Raw genomic sequence first — 16,176 nt, 5'->3', positions numbered from 1 at the left:
TGTTTATCCATCTGGGCTTGTTAACGATACTGCAAAAACCGAAACATACCCAAGGAGCTTCACCTCATGACCGCCACCTGCCTGATGAGCACTTACCAACCTTTGGCCCTGAGTTTCACCCATGGTCTGGGCACACGTCTGTGGGACCAGGGCGGGCGCGAGTACCTGGACGCCGTGGCAGGCGTGGCTGTGACCAACGTGGGGCACTCGCATCCACTGCTGGTAGAGGCGATTCGTGATCAGGCGGGCCTGCTGTTGCACACGTCCAATCTGTACACCATCGACTGGCAGAAGCGCCTTGCGCAGAAACTGACGGCCTTGTCGGGGCTGGACGCGGTGTTTTTCAACAATTCCGGTGCCGAGGCCAACGAGACTGCGCTCAAGCTGGCGCGCCTGCATGGCTGGCACAAATACATCGAACGGCCTCTGGTCGTGGTCATGGAAAACGCCTTTCACGGCCGTACCCTGGGCACGCTATCGGCCAGCGACGGGCCGGCCGTACGCCTGGGTTTCAGTACCTTGCCCGGCGATTACATCAAAGTGCCGTTTGGCGATCTGGCGGCGTTCGACAAGGTTTGCACGACCTATGGGCACCGGATCTCTGCCGTGCTGGTCGAGCCGATTCAGGGCGAGGGCGGCGCGCAGATGGCACCGGCCGGGTATCTCAAGGCCTTGAGAGAGCGTTGCACGCGGCGTGACTGGCTGTTGATGCTCGACGAAATCCAGACCGGGATGGGCCGGACCGGCAAGTGGTTTGCCTTTCAGCATGAGGGTATCGTCCCGGACGTCATGACCCTGGCCAAGGGGCTGGGCAACGGCATACCGATCGGTGCCTGCCTGGCGCGGGGCAGGGCGGCGCAACTGTTCACGCCCGGCAGCCACGGCAGTACCTTCGGCGGCAATCCGCTGGCCTGTCGGGTCGGTTGCACGGTGATCGATATCATCGAACAGCAGGCGCTGGTGGCAAACGCCGCACTGCAAGGCCGGCAGTTGCTGGAAGGGCTGCGCAATACGCTGGGTGCTCACCCGAACGTGCTGGACGTTCGTGGCCAGGGTTTGATGATCGGTATCGAACTGCGCCAGGCGATACCCGAACTCACACGCATTGCAGCCGAGGATCATGGCCTGTTGATCAATGTCACTCGGGGCAAAATCATCCGTCTGTTGCCGCCCCTGGTGCTGGACGCCGCGGAAGTGGCGCAGATTGTCCAAGGCCTGGCGGCGAGCCTCGACAGCGCCTGTGATCGTTCGTTTGTACGCTCGGCCTGACGCAACGGATTAAGGAAAAGGACTACATCGGGCTGTACCGGGATGACCCATATGCGGTAGAACAGACCAGCATCGTGTCGGTCTGTACGCGATGGCTACCCAATGGATTTGAAAGGAGCCCACCATGTTAATCCGGTCCCTGACCCTCGCCACCCTGTTTGTCGCTGCCGGTACAGCGCTTGCCGCTGACAACGACGGCCCTCTGGCACAGGAGCGCGGCAAGTCGCGTCCCTTGATCATCATCGCTCCCAGCACCATAGATCCGGTGCTGGTCAAGCTCAAGAAGTCACTGGATGAGCCTGCCAACCGTGAGGCCTTTGCACAGCGCAATATGGTGTTGTTCACGGTGGTCAACACCATGGGCGAGCGCGACGGCAAAAGCATGGACCCGCAGTCGACCATGGCATTGATCCGTGAGCTTAAGCTCGGGGCGGGGGCGGGGACCAAGGTCATTCTGGTGGGCAAGGACGGCGAGAAAAAGGTCGATAAGACTCTCAAAAATCCGGAATCGCTAGACCCCAAGGAAATCTTCGCCACTATCGATCAGATGCCGATGCGCGAGCAGGAAGCCGCAGCACCTGCTCCCGAGCCGCCAGCCAAACCTGCGCCGGCCGAAAAACCGGGCAAGCCGGTCAAGGGCGGAGCGCCTGGCAAGACGCTGGATGACTGAGTGAACGGCGTGGCGCGCGGCGACAGCGCGCTGCGCCTGATGTGTTGCTCAGTTCATTCGCCGCGAATGTACTGCTCGAGCTGTTGAATGAGGCTGGCCTGTTCTGCAATGGCTTCCTTGACCAGATCACCGATGGACAGCAGGCCCAGCAACTGTCCGTCTTCCACGACCGGCAGGTGGCGCAGGTGGCTGTCGGTCATGATGCCCATGCACGCCTCGACGCTGCGCTGCGAGTCGACAGTGATCACTTTGCTGCTCATGATGTCCCTCACCGGTGTACCCACCGACGAGCGCCCCTTGAGGACCACCTTGCGCGCATAGTCACGTTCGCTGATGACGCCGACCACCACGTTGCCCTCGACCACCGGCAGCGCACCGATGTTCTTATCAGCCATTAACTTGAGTGCCTCGAGCACCATCTGATCCGGTCCGATGGTATGCACTTGCTGGTTCTGCAGGTCTTTCAGTTTCAGTAGCTGGGCGACGGTTTTCATGGGGCTCTCCGTGATCGGGATCTGGATGGCTGTAGTGCATTGCCAGAACCACTACAGAATCATCCAGTGGGCAGAAACGAGCAAGCAGTAAATAAGGATCACTGGAATAGGAGGAATCAATTATCCGCGCCCTCAATGTGCCGTTAATTCGCCTGTCAGGCGCGCCTTTGGCCTCATAGCCAAGTAGAATCATTCGTTTCACCGGGCGGTCGAGGTAACAGCGTTGGATGTACAGCAGGGCTTTATCCTGAGTCGGCACTGGCAAGACACGCCCGCCGGGACCGAGGTCGACTTCTGGTTGGCCACCGATCAGGGCCCGCGCCATATCCGCCTGCCTTGCCAGCCCTCGGTTGCCTTTATTCCCGCCGAGCAGGGCGAGCGAGCCCGATCGTTGTTGCGTAGCGAGCGTGGCGTGGAGCTGCGCCCGCTGGAACTCTGTGATTTCCGTCACCGCCCGGTGCTGGGTGTTTACTGCCAGCAGCACCGCCAGTTGATGAATATCGAAAAGCTGCTGCGCCGGGGCAATGTAGACGTCTACGAAGCGGACATTCGACCGCCAGAACGCTACCTGATGGAGCGCTTTATCACTGCGCCGGTGCAGTTTGGCGGCACGCCGGATGCCGATGGCGTGCTCTGCGACGCGCAGATCAAGCCGGCACCCGATTACCGTCCCAACCTGAAGCTGGTCTCGCTGGATATCGAAACCACGGCCCGCGGCGAGTTGTATTCGATTGCGCTGGAGGGCTGTGGTCAGCGCCAGGTCTACATGCTGGGCCCAGTCAATGGTGGCGACGAGGCGCTGGATTTTCAGCTCGACTATTGCGATACCCGCGCGCAGTTGCTCGAGCGCCTTAACGAGTGGCTGGCGCTGCACGACCCTGACGCGATTATCGGCTGGAACGTTATCCAGTTCGATTTGCGCGTGCTGCATGAGCATGCCCAGCGCCTGCAAGTGCAATTAAGGCTCGGGCGTGGCGGTGAAGCGATGGGCTGGCGTGAGCACGGCAGTCGCAACAACCATTTTTTTGCCGACGTGAGCGGCCGGCTGATCATCGACGGAATCGAGGCGCTGCGCTCGGCGACCTGGAGTTTTCCGTCGTTCAGCCTTGAATACGTCGCGCAGACCCTGCTGGGCGAAGGCAAGGCTATCGACACGCCTTATCAACGCATGGACGAAATCAACCGCATGTTCGCCGAGGACAAGCCGGCGCTGGCACGTTACAACATCAAGGACTGCGAACTGGTTACGCGCATCTTTGCCAAGACCCAATTGCTGACTTTTCTGCTCGAGCGCGCCACGGTCACCGGCCTGCCTGCCGATCGCAGTGGTGGTTCGGTAGCGGCGTTCTGCCATTTGTATATCCCGCTGATGCATCGCCAGGGTTTCGTTGCGCCCAACCTGGGCGAGCGCCTGCCGGAGGCCAGCCCTGGCGGTTTTGTCATGGATTCCCAGCCAGGGCTGTATGAGTCGGTGCTGGTGCTGGACTACAAAAGCCTTTATCCGTCGATCATTCGTACCTTTCTGATTGATCCAGTGGGTTTGATCGAAGGCCTTAGGCATCCTGCGGACAGCGAGTCGGTGCCAGGCTTTCGCGGCGCGCGCTTTTCGCGCACCCGTCACAGCCTGCCAGCCATTGTCGAGCGCGTGTGGCAGGGGCGGGAAGCCGCCAAGCGCGACCAGAATGCGCCCTTGTCCCAGGCGTTGAAAATCATCATGAATGCCTTCTACGGTGTGTTGGGTTCGAGCGGCTGCCGCTTTTTCGATCCGCGCCTGGCTTCATCGATCACCCTGCGCGGGCATGAAATCATGCTCAAGACCCGCGACCTCATTCAGGCGCAGGGCTACACCGTGATCTACGGCGATACCGACTCGACATTCGTCTGGCTGGGTCGCCCTCATGGGCAGGAAGAGGCAGCAAGCATCGGCAAGGCGCTGGTGCAGCAGGTCAACCAGTGGTGGCGCGAGCACTTGCACGCCGAGTACGGTTTGCACAGTGCCCTTGAGCTGCAATACGAAACGCATTTTCGGCGCTTCCTGATGCCCACCGTGCGCGGTGCGGAGGAGGGCAGCAAGAAGCGTTATGCCGGTCTGGTGACCCGTGCTGACGGTTCCGAAGAGATGATCTACAAGGGCCTCGAAACCGTACGCACCGACTGGTCGCCGCTGGCTCAGCGGTTTCAGCAGGAGCTGTACCTGCGGATCTTCAAGCGTCAGCCGTATCAGGATTATGTGCGTGACTACGTGCAGCGCACCCTTTCAGGCGAGCTGGATGACCTGTTGATCTACCGCAAGCGCTTGCGTCGCAAGCTCGATGACTACCAGCGTAACGTGCCGCCCCATGTGCGGGCCGCGCGGCTGGCCGATGAATACAACGACCAGCAGGGCCGACCGCGTCAGTATCAGAGTGGCGGCTGGATCAGCTACGTGATGACCGCCGCCGGGCCGGAGCCGCTGGAAATTCGTCACGCCCCGATTGACTACGATCACTACGTGACTCGTCAATTGCAACCGCTGGCAGATGCCATCCTGCCCTTCGTGGACGACGATTTCAGCACCCTGATTGGTGGGCAGTTAGGGCTGTTCTAGCGCGAAACCAGCTGCTCAGCGAGCCACGGCAATACCTGCTCGCAGGACGCCTCGATTTTCATTTCAAGCAGTTCGTCGGCCCGGGTCTTGCCATGGTTGATGGCGATGACCGGCTTGCCCTGTTCGGCCATGGCCTTGCACAGGCGAAATGCCGACCAGGCCATCAGCGAGGTGCCGACCACCAGCAGACCTTCGGCCTCCTCGACACTCTGCGTAGCCTTGGCAGCGGTCTGCGCGGCGACGTTTTCGCCGAAGAACACGACGTCGGGCTTGAGCTTGTCGCGTTCACAGTGCGGGCAGTTGGGCACCTTGAAGCTGGCCTCGAAAGCCGGGTCGAGCAGGGTGTCGCCGTCCGGTGCCTGTGTTGCGTGGACGCCGATCAGATAAGGGTTTTGCTCCAGCATCTGCTCTTGAATGGCTGCCCGCTCGCTGCGCTGTTGGCAATCCAGACACAGTACCCGGTGCAGACTGCCGTGCAGCTCAATGACGTCCCGACTGCCGGCTTGCGTATGCAGTGCGTCGACGTTCTGGGTGATCAGTCCTGTGATAGTGTCTTTAGCCTGCAGCGCAGCCAGGGCCCGGTGCGCAGCATTGGCCTGTGCCGCGCGTATCCGCGGCCAGCCGAGCATAGCGCGTGCCCAGTAGCGCTGGCGCGCTGCAGGGTTGCCGAGAAATTCCTGATACATCATCGGCTGCTTGCCGCGCCGCACGCCATCCTTGTCGCGGTAGTCCGGAATCCCGGATGCGGTGCTGATGCCTGCGCCGGTCACCACCAGAAACGGTTTGTCGGCCATCGTCTGGCATAGCGTGTCGAGCAGATGTCGGGTTGGGCTGTCGAGCATGTTTGAACCTCGGGTGGCCTGCCTCTTGTGACGGGTCACATTATCATCTGGCGCGCAGGCAGCGTGCGGATGCCACAGCTGTGAGCCGCCGTGGCAGAGGTTGGTTCAATCGCTGGTCCTGGCAGCGGACCGCTACGTCGTCGGTCAGGGCACTGTGCTCCGACGCAAGGGGCGTGTGTCCGTTCAGCGGGCGGGTGAGGAGGGCTCTGTGCCTCGCTCTCAGTCCTTCAGCGCAATCTTCTTGCCGCGTCTGGCGGCGATGTCGCTCGCCTGGCCATCACGCTGCTTGCCGGTGCGGGCTTGGGTGATGAGGGCCGGAATCAGCGGGCCTTCCGGCAGGTTCTTCCAGAATCGCGAAGGGAAGTGGCCTTCCATGACCTTGGGGTTCAGGCGCGCAGGATTGAAGATGTGGCTATAGTAGGTCAGCCACAGTTCGCCATGCGGGTCTTCCACCTGCCTGGCCATGGTCTGCCAGGCTTGCGGGCAGCGTCGCTCATGAATCAGTTGTTGGCCGTCGTAATACACGCCGTCCTGAGGCGTGGCGATCATCCAGCGGTGCTGACCCATGCGGCCGATGAAATGCTCGCTGGCACTGAGCAGAATATCGTGCGCCGGTTCGTGCCAGGCCACGTACTGCGGGCGCATCAGGGCTTCGTCGTCAGCCACGGACGGCAGCGCGACAAACCGCAGGAAGGCATGCAGATGATGGGCCTCGCGCCTTACCGATTTAAGGCGACGATGCAATTCACTGCCGAGCCTGTCACCGGCCATCATCGCCGTGCGATCCCCATGGGTCACGCGCCACAAGACTTCGTACAGCAGGCTCCAGCGCTGATCGCCCCGGTAACGCGAGGCGCTTTCCAGTAGTTGCACCAGCTCCAGCGGAACCCGTGCCTGAAACGGCCCGGCTTCCTTGGGGTAGTCTTCCTCACTGCCAAACAGATCGGCGGCATCCGGCGACTTCCAGCTGACCTGACTGGGGTCGATTTCGTGGCTCAACAGCCAGCGAGCCTGTTGCCGCCAGGTGACGAACAGGTCGTCGCAGTCGAGGCAGATCATCCCCACAGGCCCATTTGCTGAGGCTGAGGCCGGTCGCGCAACTGGTGATGCAGGAACTCGCTGGTGGTTTCCGCATGCGGCGGGTGGTAATCACTGGTAATGATGAACGGCTTGGCCTTGGCCAGTATGCAGCGCATGCGGGTGAGGTCTTCGTAGCGGATGCGCCGCTGTCTGCGCAACTCGACCAGCCGCTGCGTGGTGCGGATGCCAATGCCCGGCACCCTGGCGATCAGTGCCGGGTCGGCCTGGTTCAGGTCCAGCGGGAAAACCTGTCGGTTGCCCAGCGCCCAGGCCAGTTTGGGGTCGATGTCCAGCGCCAGATCACCGGGGCCGTCGAGCAGTTCACCGGCAGTGAAACCATAGCCACGCAGCAGAAAGTCAGCCTGATACAGGCGATGCTCGCGCATCAGGGGCGGTGCCGCGAGCGGAACGCTGTTGGGGCTGTTGGGTATCGGGCTGAACGCAGAATAATAGACCCGGCGCAGCTTGAAGTTGCTGTACAGCGACTGCGCGCTGTGCAGGATAGTGCTGTCGTCGGTGGCATCGGCACCGACAATCATCTGCGTGCTCTGCCCGGCAGGCGCAAAGCGCGGCGAGCGAGGCTCGTTGCGCACCGTTTGCTCGCCGGTGTAGATCGTCTGCATGGCTTGCTTGATCGACGCGACGTCTTTTTCCGGTGCGAGGGTCTGCAGGCTCAGGTCGGTCGGCAGCTCGATATTGACGCTGAGGCGGTCGGCATAACGACCAGCCTTTTCGATCAGCGCAGGATCGGCGTCAGGGATGGTCTTGAGGTGGATGTAGCCGCGAAACTCATGCACCTCGCGCAACAGCCGGGCGACTTCGACCAGTTGCTCCATGGTGTAGTCCGCAGAGCGAATGATCCCGGAACTCAAAAACAGCCCGCTCACGCAATTGCGGCGATAGAAGTCCAGCGTCAGCGTGACCACTTCTTCGGGAGTGAAGCGCGCACGGGGCACATCGCTGGAGCGACGGTTGACACAGTATTGGCAGTCGTAAAGACAGAAGTTGGTCAGCAGAATCTTCAGCAGCGACACGCAACGCCCGTCCGGCGTGTAGCTGTGGCAGATGCCCATGCCATTGGTAGAGCCGAGCCCGGACTTGTCCTGCGAGCTGCGCTTGGGTGCTCCACTGCTGGCGCACGACGCATCGTACTTGGCGGCGTCTGCCAGAATGCTGAGCTTGTCGATAAGCTGCATGAAGTGCCCCTTGACTGTTTGTATATACAGTATAGGGGTGCGTGCAGTGTCACAAGTACCGCACGGCGGAGTTCTGCGAGGCGATGCCGAATCGGATCCGTCCCGGCGTTTATCTGCACGACTGGAAAGCAAGGTGCCAGCATGAACGTTATTTAATAACACTTGCACGTTTGGTATGTAATACTGTAACAAATAGTTGCAGGTTACTTTTACTTGAAAAATCCTTCTGACGCTTCGACAGCAAGCGCTTCGATAGCAGGCTCCGTGCTGGCCCAGGCGGCCTGGAAGCGGGTCCTGTTTTCCCTGGCGATACTGACATTGCTCTGGCTGGCCATTGGCTGGTCGGTGGCAGTTCCATGAGTGCCGCCATCGCTCTGGAAAACCTTACGGTGGCGTACGAACGCCGTCCGGCCGTGCACCACATCAGCGGGCGCTTCGAGGCCGGTAGCCTGACCGCTATCGTCGGGCCTAACGGCGCGGGCAAATCGACGCTGATCAAGGCCATCGCCGGAACCATGAAGCCTGCTCAGGGACGCGTCGACCGCGGGCGCCTGGCAACCCGCACGATTGGTTATCTGCCGCAGGCCGCGGAAATCGATCGCAGCTTTCCACTGAGTGTCGCCGATACCGTTTCGATGGGCGCCTGGCACAGTATCGGTCCGTTCCGCAGTCTGACGCGCAATCATGCGCGTCTGACCGGCGAGGCGCTGATGACCGTCGGCCTTGAGGGGTTTGAAGGGCGTAGCGTGGGCTCGCTGTCATCGGGTCAGTTTCAGCGGGTGCTGTTCGCCCGACTGCTGTTGCAGGACGCTTCGGTGATCCTCCTGGATGAGCCGTTCACCGCCATCGACGCGCGCACCACGCGTGATCTGTTGCAGCTGGTGCGTGCCTGGCACGGGCAGGGGCGCACGGTGATTGCCGTATTGCACGATATCGAACAGGTCCGTCAGCACTTTCCGCAAACCTTGCTGATGGCTCGCGAAGCCATCGCCTGGGGCGAGACAGCGCAAGTGCTCAGCGTTGCCAACCTGCGCAAGGCGCGCAACATGGCTGAGTACTGGAGCCCGGATGCCTTGTTGTGTGATGCCGAGGACGACGCATGATGCTCTATAGCCTGGTGGTTGAGCCGTTTATCGAATTCGGTTTCATGCGTCGCGCGCTGGTGGCGTGTCTGGCTCTGGGCATCGGCTCGGGACCGGTCGGCGTGCTGTTGATGTTGCGGCGCATGAGCCTGGTGGGCGATGCGATGAGCCACGCGGTGCTGCCGGGCGCGGCGGTGGGCTTCATGGTCGCCGGGCTGTCGTTGCCGGCAATGGGGTTCGGCGGCCTGATCGCCGGGCTGGCAGTGGCCTTGCTGTCCGGTCTGGTGAGTCGACTGACCTCGTTACGCGAAGACGCCAGCTTTGCCAGCTTCTATCTGACCTCGCTGGCCGCCGGGGTGCTGATTGTTTCGCTGCACGGCTCCAGCGTCGATCTGCTGCACGTGCTGTTCGGCACCATTCTGGCCATTGATGACACCGCTATTTACATGGTCGGCAGCATTGCCTCCTTCACCCTGATCCTGCTGGCGATCATCTATCGGCCGCTGGTGCTGGAGTGCTTCGATCCGGGCTTTCTGCGCGCGGTCGGCGGACGCGGCTCGCTGTACCACGTTCTGTTTCTGCTGCTGGTGGTGCTCAACCTGGTCGCAGGCTTTCAGGCGCTGGGCACGCTGATGGCGGTGGGCATGATGATGCTGCCGGCAACCGCCGCACGTTTCTGGACCAACTCGCTGAGTGGCCTGATGGTGATTTCGACGCTGCTGGCGACCTTGTCCGGGCTGATCGGGCTGATCGTTTCCTACCACCTAGGCGTCGCCTCGGGGCCGGCCATCGTGCTCACGGCCAGTGCGTTCTACGGCATCTCCCTGTTGTTCGGGCGCACGGGCATCGTGCGTCGGCTGTTCCCCAAACCTCACCTGGCTCACTGAAAAGGTACGTCATGAAACGATTGATGATGTTGAGTTCCCTGGCTGCACTGGCGCTGTCGGCATTCGCCAGCCTCGCCCAGGCCAAACCGCTGGAAGCCGTTGCTTCGTTCACGGTCATTGCCGATATGGTCAGTACGGTAGGCGGTGAACGTGTGCACGTTCGATCGCTGATCGGTCCGAACGGCGATCCTCACGTCTACGAGCCGACACCGAGTGACGCCCAGGCGCTGAAAAACGCCGATCTGGCATTTGTCAGCGGCCTGCATCTGGAGGGCTGGATGGATCGTCTCATCAAGGCTTCAGGCTACAAGGGGCAGCCGGTGGTGCTGTCCGAGGGCATCAAGACGCGCAGCATGGATGAGGACGGCAAACGCATTGTCGACCCGCATGCCTGGAACAGCGCGGCCAATGGCGTGATTTATGTGCGCAACATCGTCGCGGCGCTGAAGAAAGCCGATCCGGAAGGGGCCAGCGTGTATCAGGCCAATGGTGATCGCTACATCGTTGAGTTGCAGCAACTGGATACCTACGCTCGCGATCAGATCCGTTCGATTCCGGCTGCCAGACGCAAGATCCTCACCTCCCATGACGCGTTCGGCTACTTTGGCGATGCCTACGGTGTGACCTTCCTGTCGCCGCTGGGCTTGTCTACCGAGTCTGAGGCGTCGGCCGCCGATGTGTCGAAACTGATCCGTCAGATCAAGACCGAACATGTCAGTGCCTACTTCTTTGAAAACTCCAGCGACCCGCGTCTGGTCAAGCAGATAGCCGAAGCCAGTGGCGCTCAACCAGGGGGTGAACTGTACGTGGAGTCCTTGTCGCCAGCCGACGGCCCGGCGCCAACCTACGCGAAGATGTTCCGTTACAACGTCGATACCCTGACTGCGGCAATGAAGCGCAATCAGTAAGCCTGAAGCTGCCCGGTGCCCTGATTGCGGGCGCCGGGCAGCTCAACGCTTTAGTCGTTGAGGAATTTAAACACAGTGGTCTGGGTGTAGGCCTTGCCAGGATCCAGTCGGGTGCTGGGGAATTTCGGTTGGTTGGGTGCATCGGGGTAGTGCTGCGTTTCCAGGGTAAAGGCACCCCAGTGCGGGTAGACCTTGCCTGCCTTGCCGTGAATGCTGCCATCCAGGAAGTTACCGGTGTACAGCTGCACGCCGGGCTCTGTGGTGAACAGTTGCAGTCTGCGGCCTGATTGCGGATCGCTGACCTCGGCGGCCAGTTTCTTCACGTCACCCCTGGTGTCGAGCACCCAGTTGAAATCAAACCCGCCTTGCTTGGGTTCGGCGTATTTCAGCTGTTGATGGTCATCCTTGATGTGTTTGCCAAACGCGGTGGGCTTGAGGAAGTCCATGGGCGTGCCAGCCACAGCAGGCAGTTCGCCGGTCGGGATCAGCTTGTCGTTGACCGGGGTGTAGTGCGAGGCGTGCAGGGTGGCGACCTGTTTGAGCACATCACCACTGCCAGCGCCGGCCAGGTTGAAATAACTGTGGTTGGTCAGGTTCAGCACCGTCGGTTTGTCGGTGGTGGCGCGGTAGTCGATCTTCAGCTCGTTTTTTTCGTTCAGACTGTAGGTCACTTCGGTCAGCAGGGCCCCTGGAAAACCCATCTCACCGTCCGGCGACAGATAGGTCAGTTTCACGCCGACCGAATCACCGGTCTTGGTTTCTTCTGCCTTCCACAGGCGCTTGTCAAAGCCCTGCGTGCCGCCGTGCAGCGCGTTGGTCTTGTCGTTGAGCGGGACCTGATAGGTTTTGCCATCCAGGCTGAATTTGCCGCCTGCCAGCCGGTTGCCGAAGCGGCCGATGGTCGCGCCGAAATAAACCGTACCGTTGTTCTGGTAGCCCTGCACATCGTCGAAACCCAGGACGATGTCTTCGACCTTTCCGGCCTTGTCAGGCACCAGCAGCGATTGCAGCGTCGCGCCGTAGGTGATGATGCTGGCCTGCACGCCGTGACTGTTGCGCAGGGTGTATTTTTCGACGGCAGAGCCGTCGGGCAGTTGGCCAAACGTGCTGTGTTCGCTGGAGAGTGCCGCGGCCTGTGCGGTCAGGGTGCTGATCATCAAGGACAGTCCAAGGGTGCTGAGGAGCGCATGTTTTTTCATCTGATCTGCCTGCTTTTATTGTTATTGGTAAGACTATTTGATCGGATTCAAGCCGATGCATGGATGTATAGCCTATAAAATGCAGCTTGAAAAATAAATTGTAATACTATTTAGTAGTGCCATCGTCGCTGAAGGCTTGTGACTCACCTTAGCCGATCTGCCGGTTTTTTTGCCATGCAGCCTGACGCCGAGCAATGCAGCGGCGCAGGCAGAGGTTGGACAAGACAGCGACACAAATATCCAAAAGTGCCTTTACAACAATAACAAAGGACATTTTTCATGAACTGGCTGCCCGTTTCCGAGCACCGCTTCAAGCTGGCCGAAGGCTCCTTCTGGGATGCCGAGGAGCAGGCTTTGTACTGGGTCGACATTTCCGGGTTTCTGGTGTGTCGGCTGGTCGCCGGACAGATCCGCCAATGGCGCATGCCCGAGCCGGTCTCTGCCTTTATTCCGACCGAGCAGGGTGATGCACTGGTGACACTGGCCAGCGGCGTCTATCGCCTGGACCTGGAATCGGACAAGACTTCCTTGCTGCCGTTCTGCGTGGCAGACCCCACCCCCGGCAATCGCGCCAACGAGGCCCGGTGCGATGCGCGCGGCCACCTTTGGCTTGGCAGCATGCAGAACAACATCGATGCCGAGGGCGGCGACGTGCCTTTAGTGCGTCGTTCCGGCGGGTTGTTCCGCGTTGAACCTGATGCTCGCGTGACCCGTTTGCTGGACGGGCAGGGCATCGTCAACACCCTGCTATGGAATGAAGAGGGTAGCGTGCTGTACAGCGCCGATACCCTGGACGACGTCATTTATCACTATCCGGTGCTCGCAGACGGTGCTTTGGGGCCACGCCAGGTATGGGCGGCAAAACACGATCGAGGCTCACCCGACGGCTCGGCGATGGATGCCGAAGGGTATGTCTGGAATGCGCGCTGGGGTGGCAATTGCCTGATCCGCTTTGCGCCGGATGGCAGCGTTGACCGGGTTGTCGAGTTACCAGTCAGCCATCCCACCAGTTGTGTATTCGGCGGTCCTGACCTGCAGACGTTGTACGTCACCAGTGCCGCACCTGCCGATGCAAATGGTCGCTTTGACGGCGCGCTGCTGATGGCGCAGGTCGGCGTCAAGGGCACGCCGTGTCAGCGTTTCGCCGGATGAACTGTTGAGAAAAATGTTGCGCCGGCGTCTTTTTTGCGACGCCAGCATGATGCTGGAGGCAAGGGTGACATTAGGTTACATAGCGGTCACTCGTTATATGGTATGACTATTTGATCGGTTCTGGACGCTTCGGCGTTTGCAATCGCCACCTCGCTGGTCGCTGTAGCTATTCAATAAAAATAAGGAGTTAGCTATGTTGAGTCGTCACGGGATTCGTTCCCTGTGCTGTGCCGCCGTCACTACTGCCATTCTGGGCATGAGTGGCATCACATCCGCTGCCGAAGAAGTCAAAATCGGCTTTCTGGTCAAGCAGGCTGAAGAACCCTGGTTCCAGACCGAGTGGCAATTCGCCGAAAAAGCCGGGAAAGAGCTTGGCTTCACCGTCATCAAGATTGCCGTTCCCGATGGCGAGAAGACCCTGTCCGCGATCGACAACCTGGCTGCCAACGGCGTCAAAGGTTTCGTGATCTGCCCACCTGACGTTTCGCTGGGCCCTGCCATCGTCGCCAAGGCCAAGGCTAATGGCATGAAGGTCATGGCCGTGGACGACCGCTTCGTCGATGCGGGGGGTAAACCGATGGAGGATGTGCCATATCTCGGCATGGCGGCTTTCGAAGTTGGCCAGAAGCAGGGCGCCGCCATGGCGACTGAAGCGAAGAATCGCAAATGGGATGAGGGCGACTGGAAGAACACCTACGCGATCATCAACACCTACAGCGAACTCGATACCGGCAAGAAGCGCACTGACGGTTCGGTGGATGCGTTGAAAAAAGCAGGCTTGCCAGCCGACCACATTCTATTTTCTCCGCAAAAGACACTTGATGTTCCTGGAGGCATGGACGCTACCAACTCGGCTCTGCCGAAGCTGCCACGCGAAGCCAAGAACCTCATTATCGGTGGCATGAACGACAACACCGTACTGGGCGGCGTACGTGCCACTTCGGGCGCAGGCTTCGCTGCCGCAAACGTGATAGGGATCGGGATCAATGGCACCGATGCCATCGATGAATTGAAGAAAAAAGAAAGCGGCTTCTTTGGTTCGATGCTTCCTAGCCCTGACAAGGAAGGCTACCGGACGGCCGAATACGTGTTCAATTGGGTCACCAAGGGGGTCGAGCCGCCCAAGTACACCGCTATGGATGACGTGACATTGATCACTCGCGAAAACTTTCAGGCTGAACTGACCAAGATCGGTCTGTGGAAGTGAGCTGAACGAGGGGCCTGATGTTCAGGCCCATCACACGAGCGAGGAGGTTGGTTCATGCAACAGGCTATCGAGCTTCAACCCATAGGCGGTGCCTTGCGTTTCAACGGCATCGGCAAGGTCTTCCCCGGCGTCAAGGCGCTTTCGGATATCAGTTTCGAAGCGCGTCCTGGCAGCGTCCATGCATTAATGGGTGAAAACGGTGCCGGTAAATCCACGCTGCTGAAGGTTCTCGGCGGCTCTTATCAGCCCAGTAGCGGCACCTTGCAGATCGGCGAGCAGAGCTATCAGTTCAAGTCCACCGCCGAGAGCATTGCGGCGGGCGTGGCGGTGATTCACCAGGAACTGCACCTGGTGCCGGAAATGACCGTTGCCGAGAACCTGCTGCTCGGGCACATGCCCAATCGTTTCGGTCTGATCAATCGCGGTGCGATGTATCGCCGCGCCGGCGAGCTGCTCAAAGGGCTGGCTGACGAGATTGATCCGCGCACACGTCTGGGCGACCTCTCGCTGGGCCAGCGGCAACTGGTCGAGATCGCCAAGGCCATGTCGCGCAATGCCCATGTCATTGCCTTCGACGAGCCCACCAGTAGCCTGTCAGCGCGTGAGATTGACCGACTGATGGCAATCATCGTCCGCCTGCGCGACGAGGGCCGAGTGATTCTTTACGTGTCGCACCGTATGGAAGAAATCTTCCGTGTCTGTGACGCGGTGACGGTGTTCAAGGACGGACGCTTCGTCAAGACGTTCGAGCAGATGGCCGATCTCGACCATGACCGACTGGTGACCTGCATGGTCGGTCGCGATATCCAGAACATCTACAACTACCGTCCGCGCCAGCATCAGGGGCCAAGCCTGCGGGTTACCGGTCTGCTGGGGCCGGGCCTTCATGAGCCGGTCACTTTTGCCGTGCAGAAAGGCGAAGTGCTGGGCTTCTTCGGTCTGGTCGGCGCCGGTCGTACCGAGCTGTTTCGCCTGCTCTCGGGGCTTACCCGTAGCTCTGCAGGCACCCTGCAACTGGACGGCAAACCGCTGACACTGAAGTCACCGCGTGATGCCATCGAGGCCGGCATCCTGCTCTGCCCCGAGGACCGCAAGAAGGAAGGCATCGTGCCTTTGTCCAGCGTCGCGGAGAACATCAACATTGGTGCGCGTCCGCGGCATGTGAATCTCGGTTGCCTGATTCAGGGCCGCTGGGAGCGTGACAATGCGCGCAGCCAGATCAAGTCGATGAACGTCAAGACGCCATCGCCCGAGCAGCAGATCATGTACCTCTCGGGCGGTAATCAACAGAAGGCGATTCTTGGCCGCTGGCTGTCGATGCCCATGAAAGTCCTGCTGTTGGACGAGCCGACTCGCGGGATCGACGTCGGGGCCAAGTCCGAGATTTACGAGATCATTCACAACCTGGCCGCGGACGGTATTGCGGTGATTGTGGTCTCCAGCGATCTGATGGAAGTGATGGGTATTTCAGACCGCATTCTGGTGATGAGCGAAGGCACAATCACCGGTGAACTCAATCGCGACGAGGCTGACGAGTCGCGACTCCTGCAATTGGCTCTGCCTCGCACGCGCGGCTGAAAATCGGTCCCTGACCATGAACAAT

15 protein-coding genes are annotated in these 16,176 nt (G+C 60.3%); 10 read left to right on the top strand and 5 right to left on the bottom strand.

Going from position 1 to position 16,176, the window contains the following annotated elements:
* Positions 1 to 66: 66 nt before the first annotated feature.
* Both JOE29_RS12980 and JOE29_RS12975 read left to right on the top strand, forming a co-directional pair.
* Entirely contained in the window at positions 67 to 1,269 is a 1,203-nt protein-coding gene (locus JOE29_RS12980) for an aspartate aminotransferase family protein (RefSeq protein WP_210079580.1), read from the top strand.
* 124 nt (positions 1,270 to 1,393) lie between these two features.
* Positions 1,394 to 1,939 (top strand): DUF4174 domain-containing protein, encoded by a 546-nt coding sequence (locus JOE29_RS12975; RefSeq protein ID WP_003318380.1) that lies wholly within the window; start codon positions 1,394 to 1,396, stop codon positions 1,937 to 1,939.
* A 53-nt stretch (positions 1,940 to 1,992) separates the two neighbouring features.
* Here the strand turns inward: JOE29_RS12975 and JOE29_RS12970 are convergent, their stop codons facing one another.
* Positions 1,993 to 2,433 carry a CBS domain-containing protein gene (locus tag JOE29_RS12970; RefSeq protein WP_210079579.1) on the bottom strand — a complete coding sequence of 147 codons (441 nt, stop codon included), beginning with the start codon at positions 2,431 to 2,433 and terminating at the stop codon, positions 1,993 to 1,995.
* 223 nt (positions 2,434 to 2,656) lie between these two features.
* Between JOE29_RS12970 and JOE29_RS12965 the strand changes: the two genes are divergently transcribed.
* Positions 2,657 to 5,020 (top strand): DNA polymerase II, encoded by a 2,364-nt coding sequence (locus tag JOE29_RS12965; protein ID WP_210079578.1) that lies wholly within the window; start codon positions 2,657 to 2,659, stop codon positions 5,018 to 5,020.
* On the opposite strand, the gene JOE29_RS12960 is transcribed toward JOE29_RS12965, so the two are convergent.
* The 3 genes from JOE29_RS12960 to JOE29_RS12950 form a co-directional block, all read right to left on the bottom strand.
* Positions 5,017 to 5,862 (bottom strand): NAD-dependent protein deacetylase, encoded by an 846-nt coding sequence (locus JOE29_RS12960; RefSeq protein ID WP_210079577.1) that lies wholly within the window; start codon positions 5,860 to 5,862, stop codon positions 5,017 to 5,019. The two genes, JOE29_RS12965 and JOE29_RS12960, sit on opposite strands and share 4 nt — an antisense overlap.
* 219 nt (positions 5,863 to 6,081) lie before the next feature.
* Positions 6,082 to 6,921 (bottom strand): TIGR03915 family putative DNA repair protein, encoded by an 840-nt coding sequence (locus JOE29_RS12955; protein ID WP_003348380.1) that lies wholly within the window; start codon positions 6,919 to 6,921, stop codon positions 6,082 to 6,084.
* Positions 6,918 to 8,138, bottom strand: a complete 1,221-nt coding sequence (locus JOE29_RS12950) for a putative DNA modification/repair radical SAM protein (RefSeq protein ID WP_003405604.1) — start codon at positions 8,136 to 8,138, stop codon at positions 6,918 to 6,920. Before JOE29_RS12950 ends, JOE29_RS12955 begins: the two co-directional genes overlap by 4 nt.
* 213 nt (positions 8,139 to 8,351) lie before the next feature.
* On the opposite strand from JOE29_RS12950, the gene JOE29_RS12945 reads away from it, so the two are divergent.
* From JOE29_RS12945 to JOE29_RS12930, 4 genes are read left to right on the top strand one after another with little or no spacing between them, the layout of a single operon-like run.
* The gene (locus JOE29_RS12945; RefSeq protein WP_154219799.1) at positions 8,352 to 8,498 is read left to right on the top strand and encodes a hypothetical protein; all 147 of its coding nucleotides are present in this window, start codon (positions 8,352 to 8,354) and stop codon (positions 8,496 to 8,498) included.
* Positions 8,495 to 9,241 (top strand): zinc ABC transporter ATP-binding protein AztA, encoded by a 747-nt coding sequence (aztA, locus tag JOE29_RS12940; protein ID WP_016568024.1) that lies wholly within the window; start codon positions 8,495 to 8,497, stop codon positions 9,239 to 9,241. The genes JOE29_RS12945 and aztA overlap by 4 nt, the downstream gene beginning before the upstream one ends.
* Entirely contained in the window at positions 9,238 to 10,107 is an 870-nt protein-coding gene (locus JOE29_RS12935) for a metal ABC transporter permease (RefSeq protein WP_003420917.1), read from the top strand. Before aztA ends, JOE29_RS12935 begins: the two co-directional genes overlap by 4 nt.
* An 11-nt stretch (positions 10,108 to 10,118) precedes the next feature.
* Complete coding sequence (locus JOE29_RS12930; protein ID WP_003349192.1) at positions 10,119 to 11,015, top strand: metal ABC transporter substrate-binding protein; 897 nt, start codon at positions 10,119 to 10,121, stop codon at positions 11,013 to 11,015.
* Positions 11,016 to 11,065: 50 nt separating this feature from the next.
* Here JOE29_RS12930 and JOE29_RS12925 read toward each other — a convergent pair whose 3' ends face one another.
* Entirely contained in the window at positions 11,066 to 12,214 is a 1,149-nt protein-coding gene (locus JOE29_RS12925) for an aldose epimerase family protein (protein WP_044312912.1), read from the bottom strand.
* A 279-nt stretch (positions 12,215 to 12,493) separates the two neighbouring features.
* Between JOE29_RS12925 and JOE29_RS12920 the strand changes: the two genes are divergently transcribed.
* The 3 genes from JOE29_RS12920 (at position 12,494) to araG (ending at position 16,151) form a co-directional block, all read left to right on the top strand.
* On the top strand, positions 12,494 to 13,366 hold the full coding sequence (locus tag JOE29_RS12920) for an SMP-30/gluconolactonase/LRE family protein (protein WP_003349187.1): 873 nt from the start codon (positions 12,494 to 12,496) through the stop codon (positions 13,364 to 13,366).
* A gap of 193 nt (positions 13,367 to 13,559) precedes the next feature.
* On the top strand, positions 13,560 to 14,573 hold the full coding sequence (locus JOE29_RS12915) for a substrate-binding domain-containing protein (RefSeq protein ID WP_004417927.1): 1,014 nt from the start codon (positions 13,560 to 13,562) through the stop codon (positions 14,571 to 14,573).
* A 54-nt stretch (positions 14,574 to 14,627) separates the two neighbouring features.
* On the top strand, positions 14,628 to 16,151 hold the full coding sequence (gene araG / locus JOE29_RS12910) for an L-arabinose ABC transporter ATP-binding protein AraG (protein WP_010411149.1): 1,524 nt from the start codon (positions 14,628 to 14,630) through the stop codon (positions 16,149 to 16,151).
* Positions 16,152 to 16,176 lie beyond the last annotated feature (25 nt).

The sequence above is a fragment of the Pseudomonas sp. PvP009 genome (genome assembly GCF_017832995.1).
Taxonomy (GTDB): domain Bacteria; phylum Pseudomonadota; class Gammaproteobacteria; order Pseudomonadales; family Pseudomonadaceae; genus Aquipseudomonas; species Aquipseudomonas syringae.
The sequence above is the reverse complement of the archived record's forward strand: the minus strand, read 5'-3'. Positions and strand labels throughout refer to the sequence as shown.

What these genes read in the sequence shown, in the direction of transcription:
- JOE29_RS12980 (WP_210079580.1), top strand. Translation starts at nt 67, where the DNA reads ATGACCGCCACCTGCCTGATGAGCACTTACCAACCTTTGGCCCTGAGT.
- JOE29_RS12975 (WP_003318380.1), top strand. Translation starts at nt 1,394, where the DNA reads ATGTTAATCCGGTCCCTGACCCTCGCCACCCTGTTTGTCGCTGCCGGT.
- JOE29_RS12970 (WP_210079579.1), bottom strand. Translation starts at nt 2,433, where the DNA reads ATGAAAACCGTCGCCCAGCTACTGAAACTGAAAGACCTGCAGAACCAG.
- JOE29_RS12960 (WP_210079577.1), bottom strand. Translation starts at nt 5,862, where the DNA reads ATGCTCGACAGCCCAACCCGACATCTGCTCGACACGCTATGCCAGACG.
- JOE29_RS12955 (WP_003348380.1), bottom strand. Translation starts at nt 6,921, where the DNA reads ATGATCTGCCTCGACTGCGACGACCTGTTCGTCACCTGGCGGCAACAG.
- JOE29_RS12950 (WP_003405604.1), bottom strand. Translation starts at nt 8,138, where the DNA reads ATGCAGCTTATCGACAAGCTCAGCATTCTGGCAGACGCCGCCAAGTAC.
- aztA (WP_016568024.1), top strand. Translation starts at nt 8,495, where the DNA reads ATGAGTGCCGCCATCGCTCTGGAAAACCTTACGGTGGCGTACGAACGC.
- JOE29_RS12935 (WP_003420917.1), top strand. Translation starts at nt 9,238, where the DNA reads ATGATGCTCTATAGCCTGGTGGTTGAGCCGTTTATCGAATTCGGTTTC.
- JOE29_RS12930 (WP_003349192.1), top strand. Translation starts at nt 10,119, where the DNA reads ATGAAACGATTGATGATGTTGAGTTCCCTGGCTGCACTGGCGCTGTCG.
- JOE29_RS12925 (WP_044312912.1), bottom strand. Translation starts at nt 12,214, where the DNA reads ATGAAAAAACATGCGCTCCTCAGCACCCTTGGACTGTCCTTGATGATC.
- JOE29_RS12920 (WP_003349187.1), top strand. Translation starts at nt 12,494, where the DNA reads ATGAACTGGCTGCCCGTTTCCGAGCACCGCTTCAAGCTGGCCGAAGGC.
- JOE29_RS12915 (WP_004417927.1), top strand. Translation starts at nt 13,560, where the DNA reads ATGTTGAGTCGTCACGGGATTCGTTCCCTGTGCTGTGCCGCCGTCACT.
- araG (WP_010411149.1), top strand. Translation starts at nt 14,628, where the DNA reads ATGCAACAGGCTATCGAGCTTCAACCCATAGGCGGTGCCTTGCGTTTC.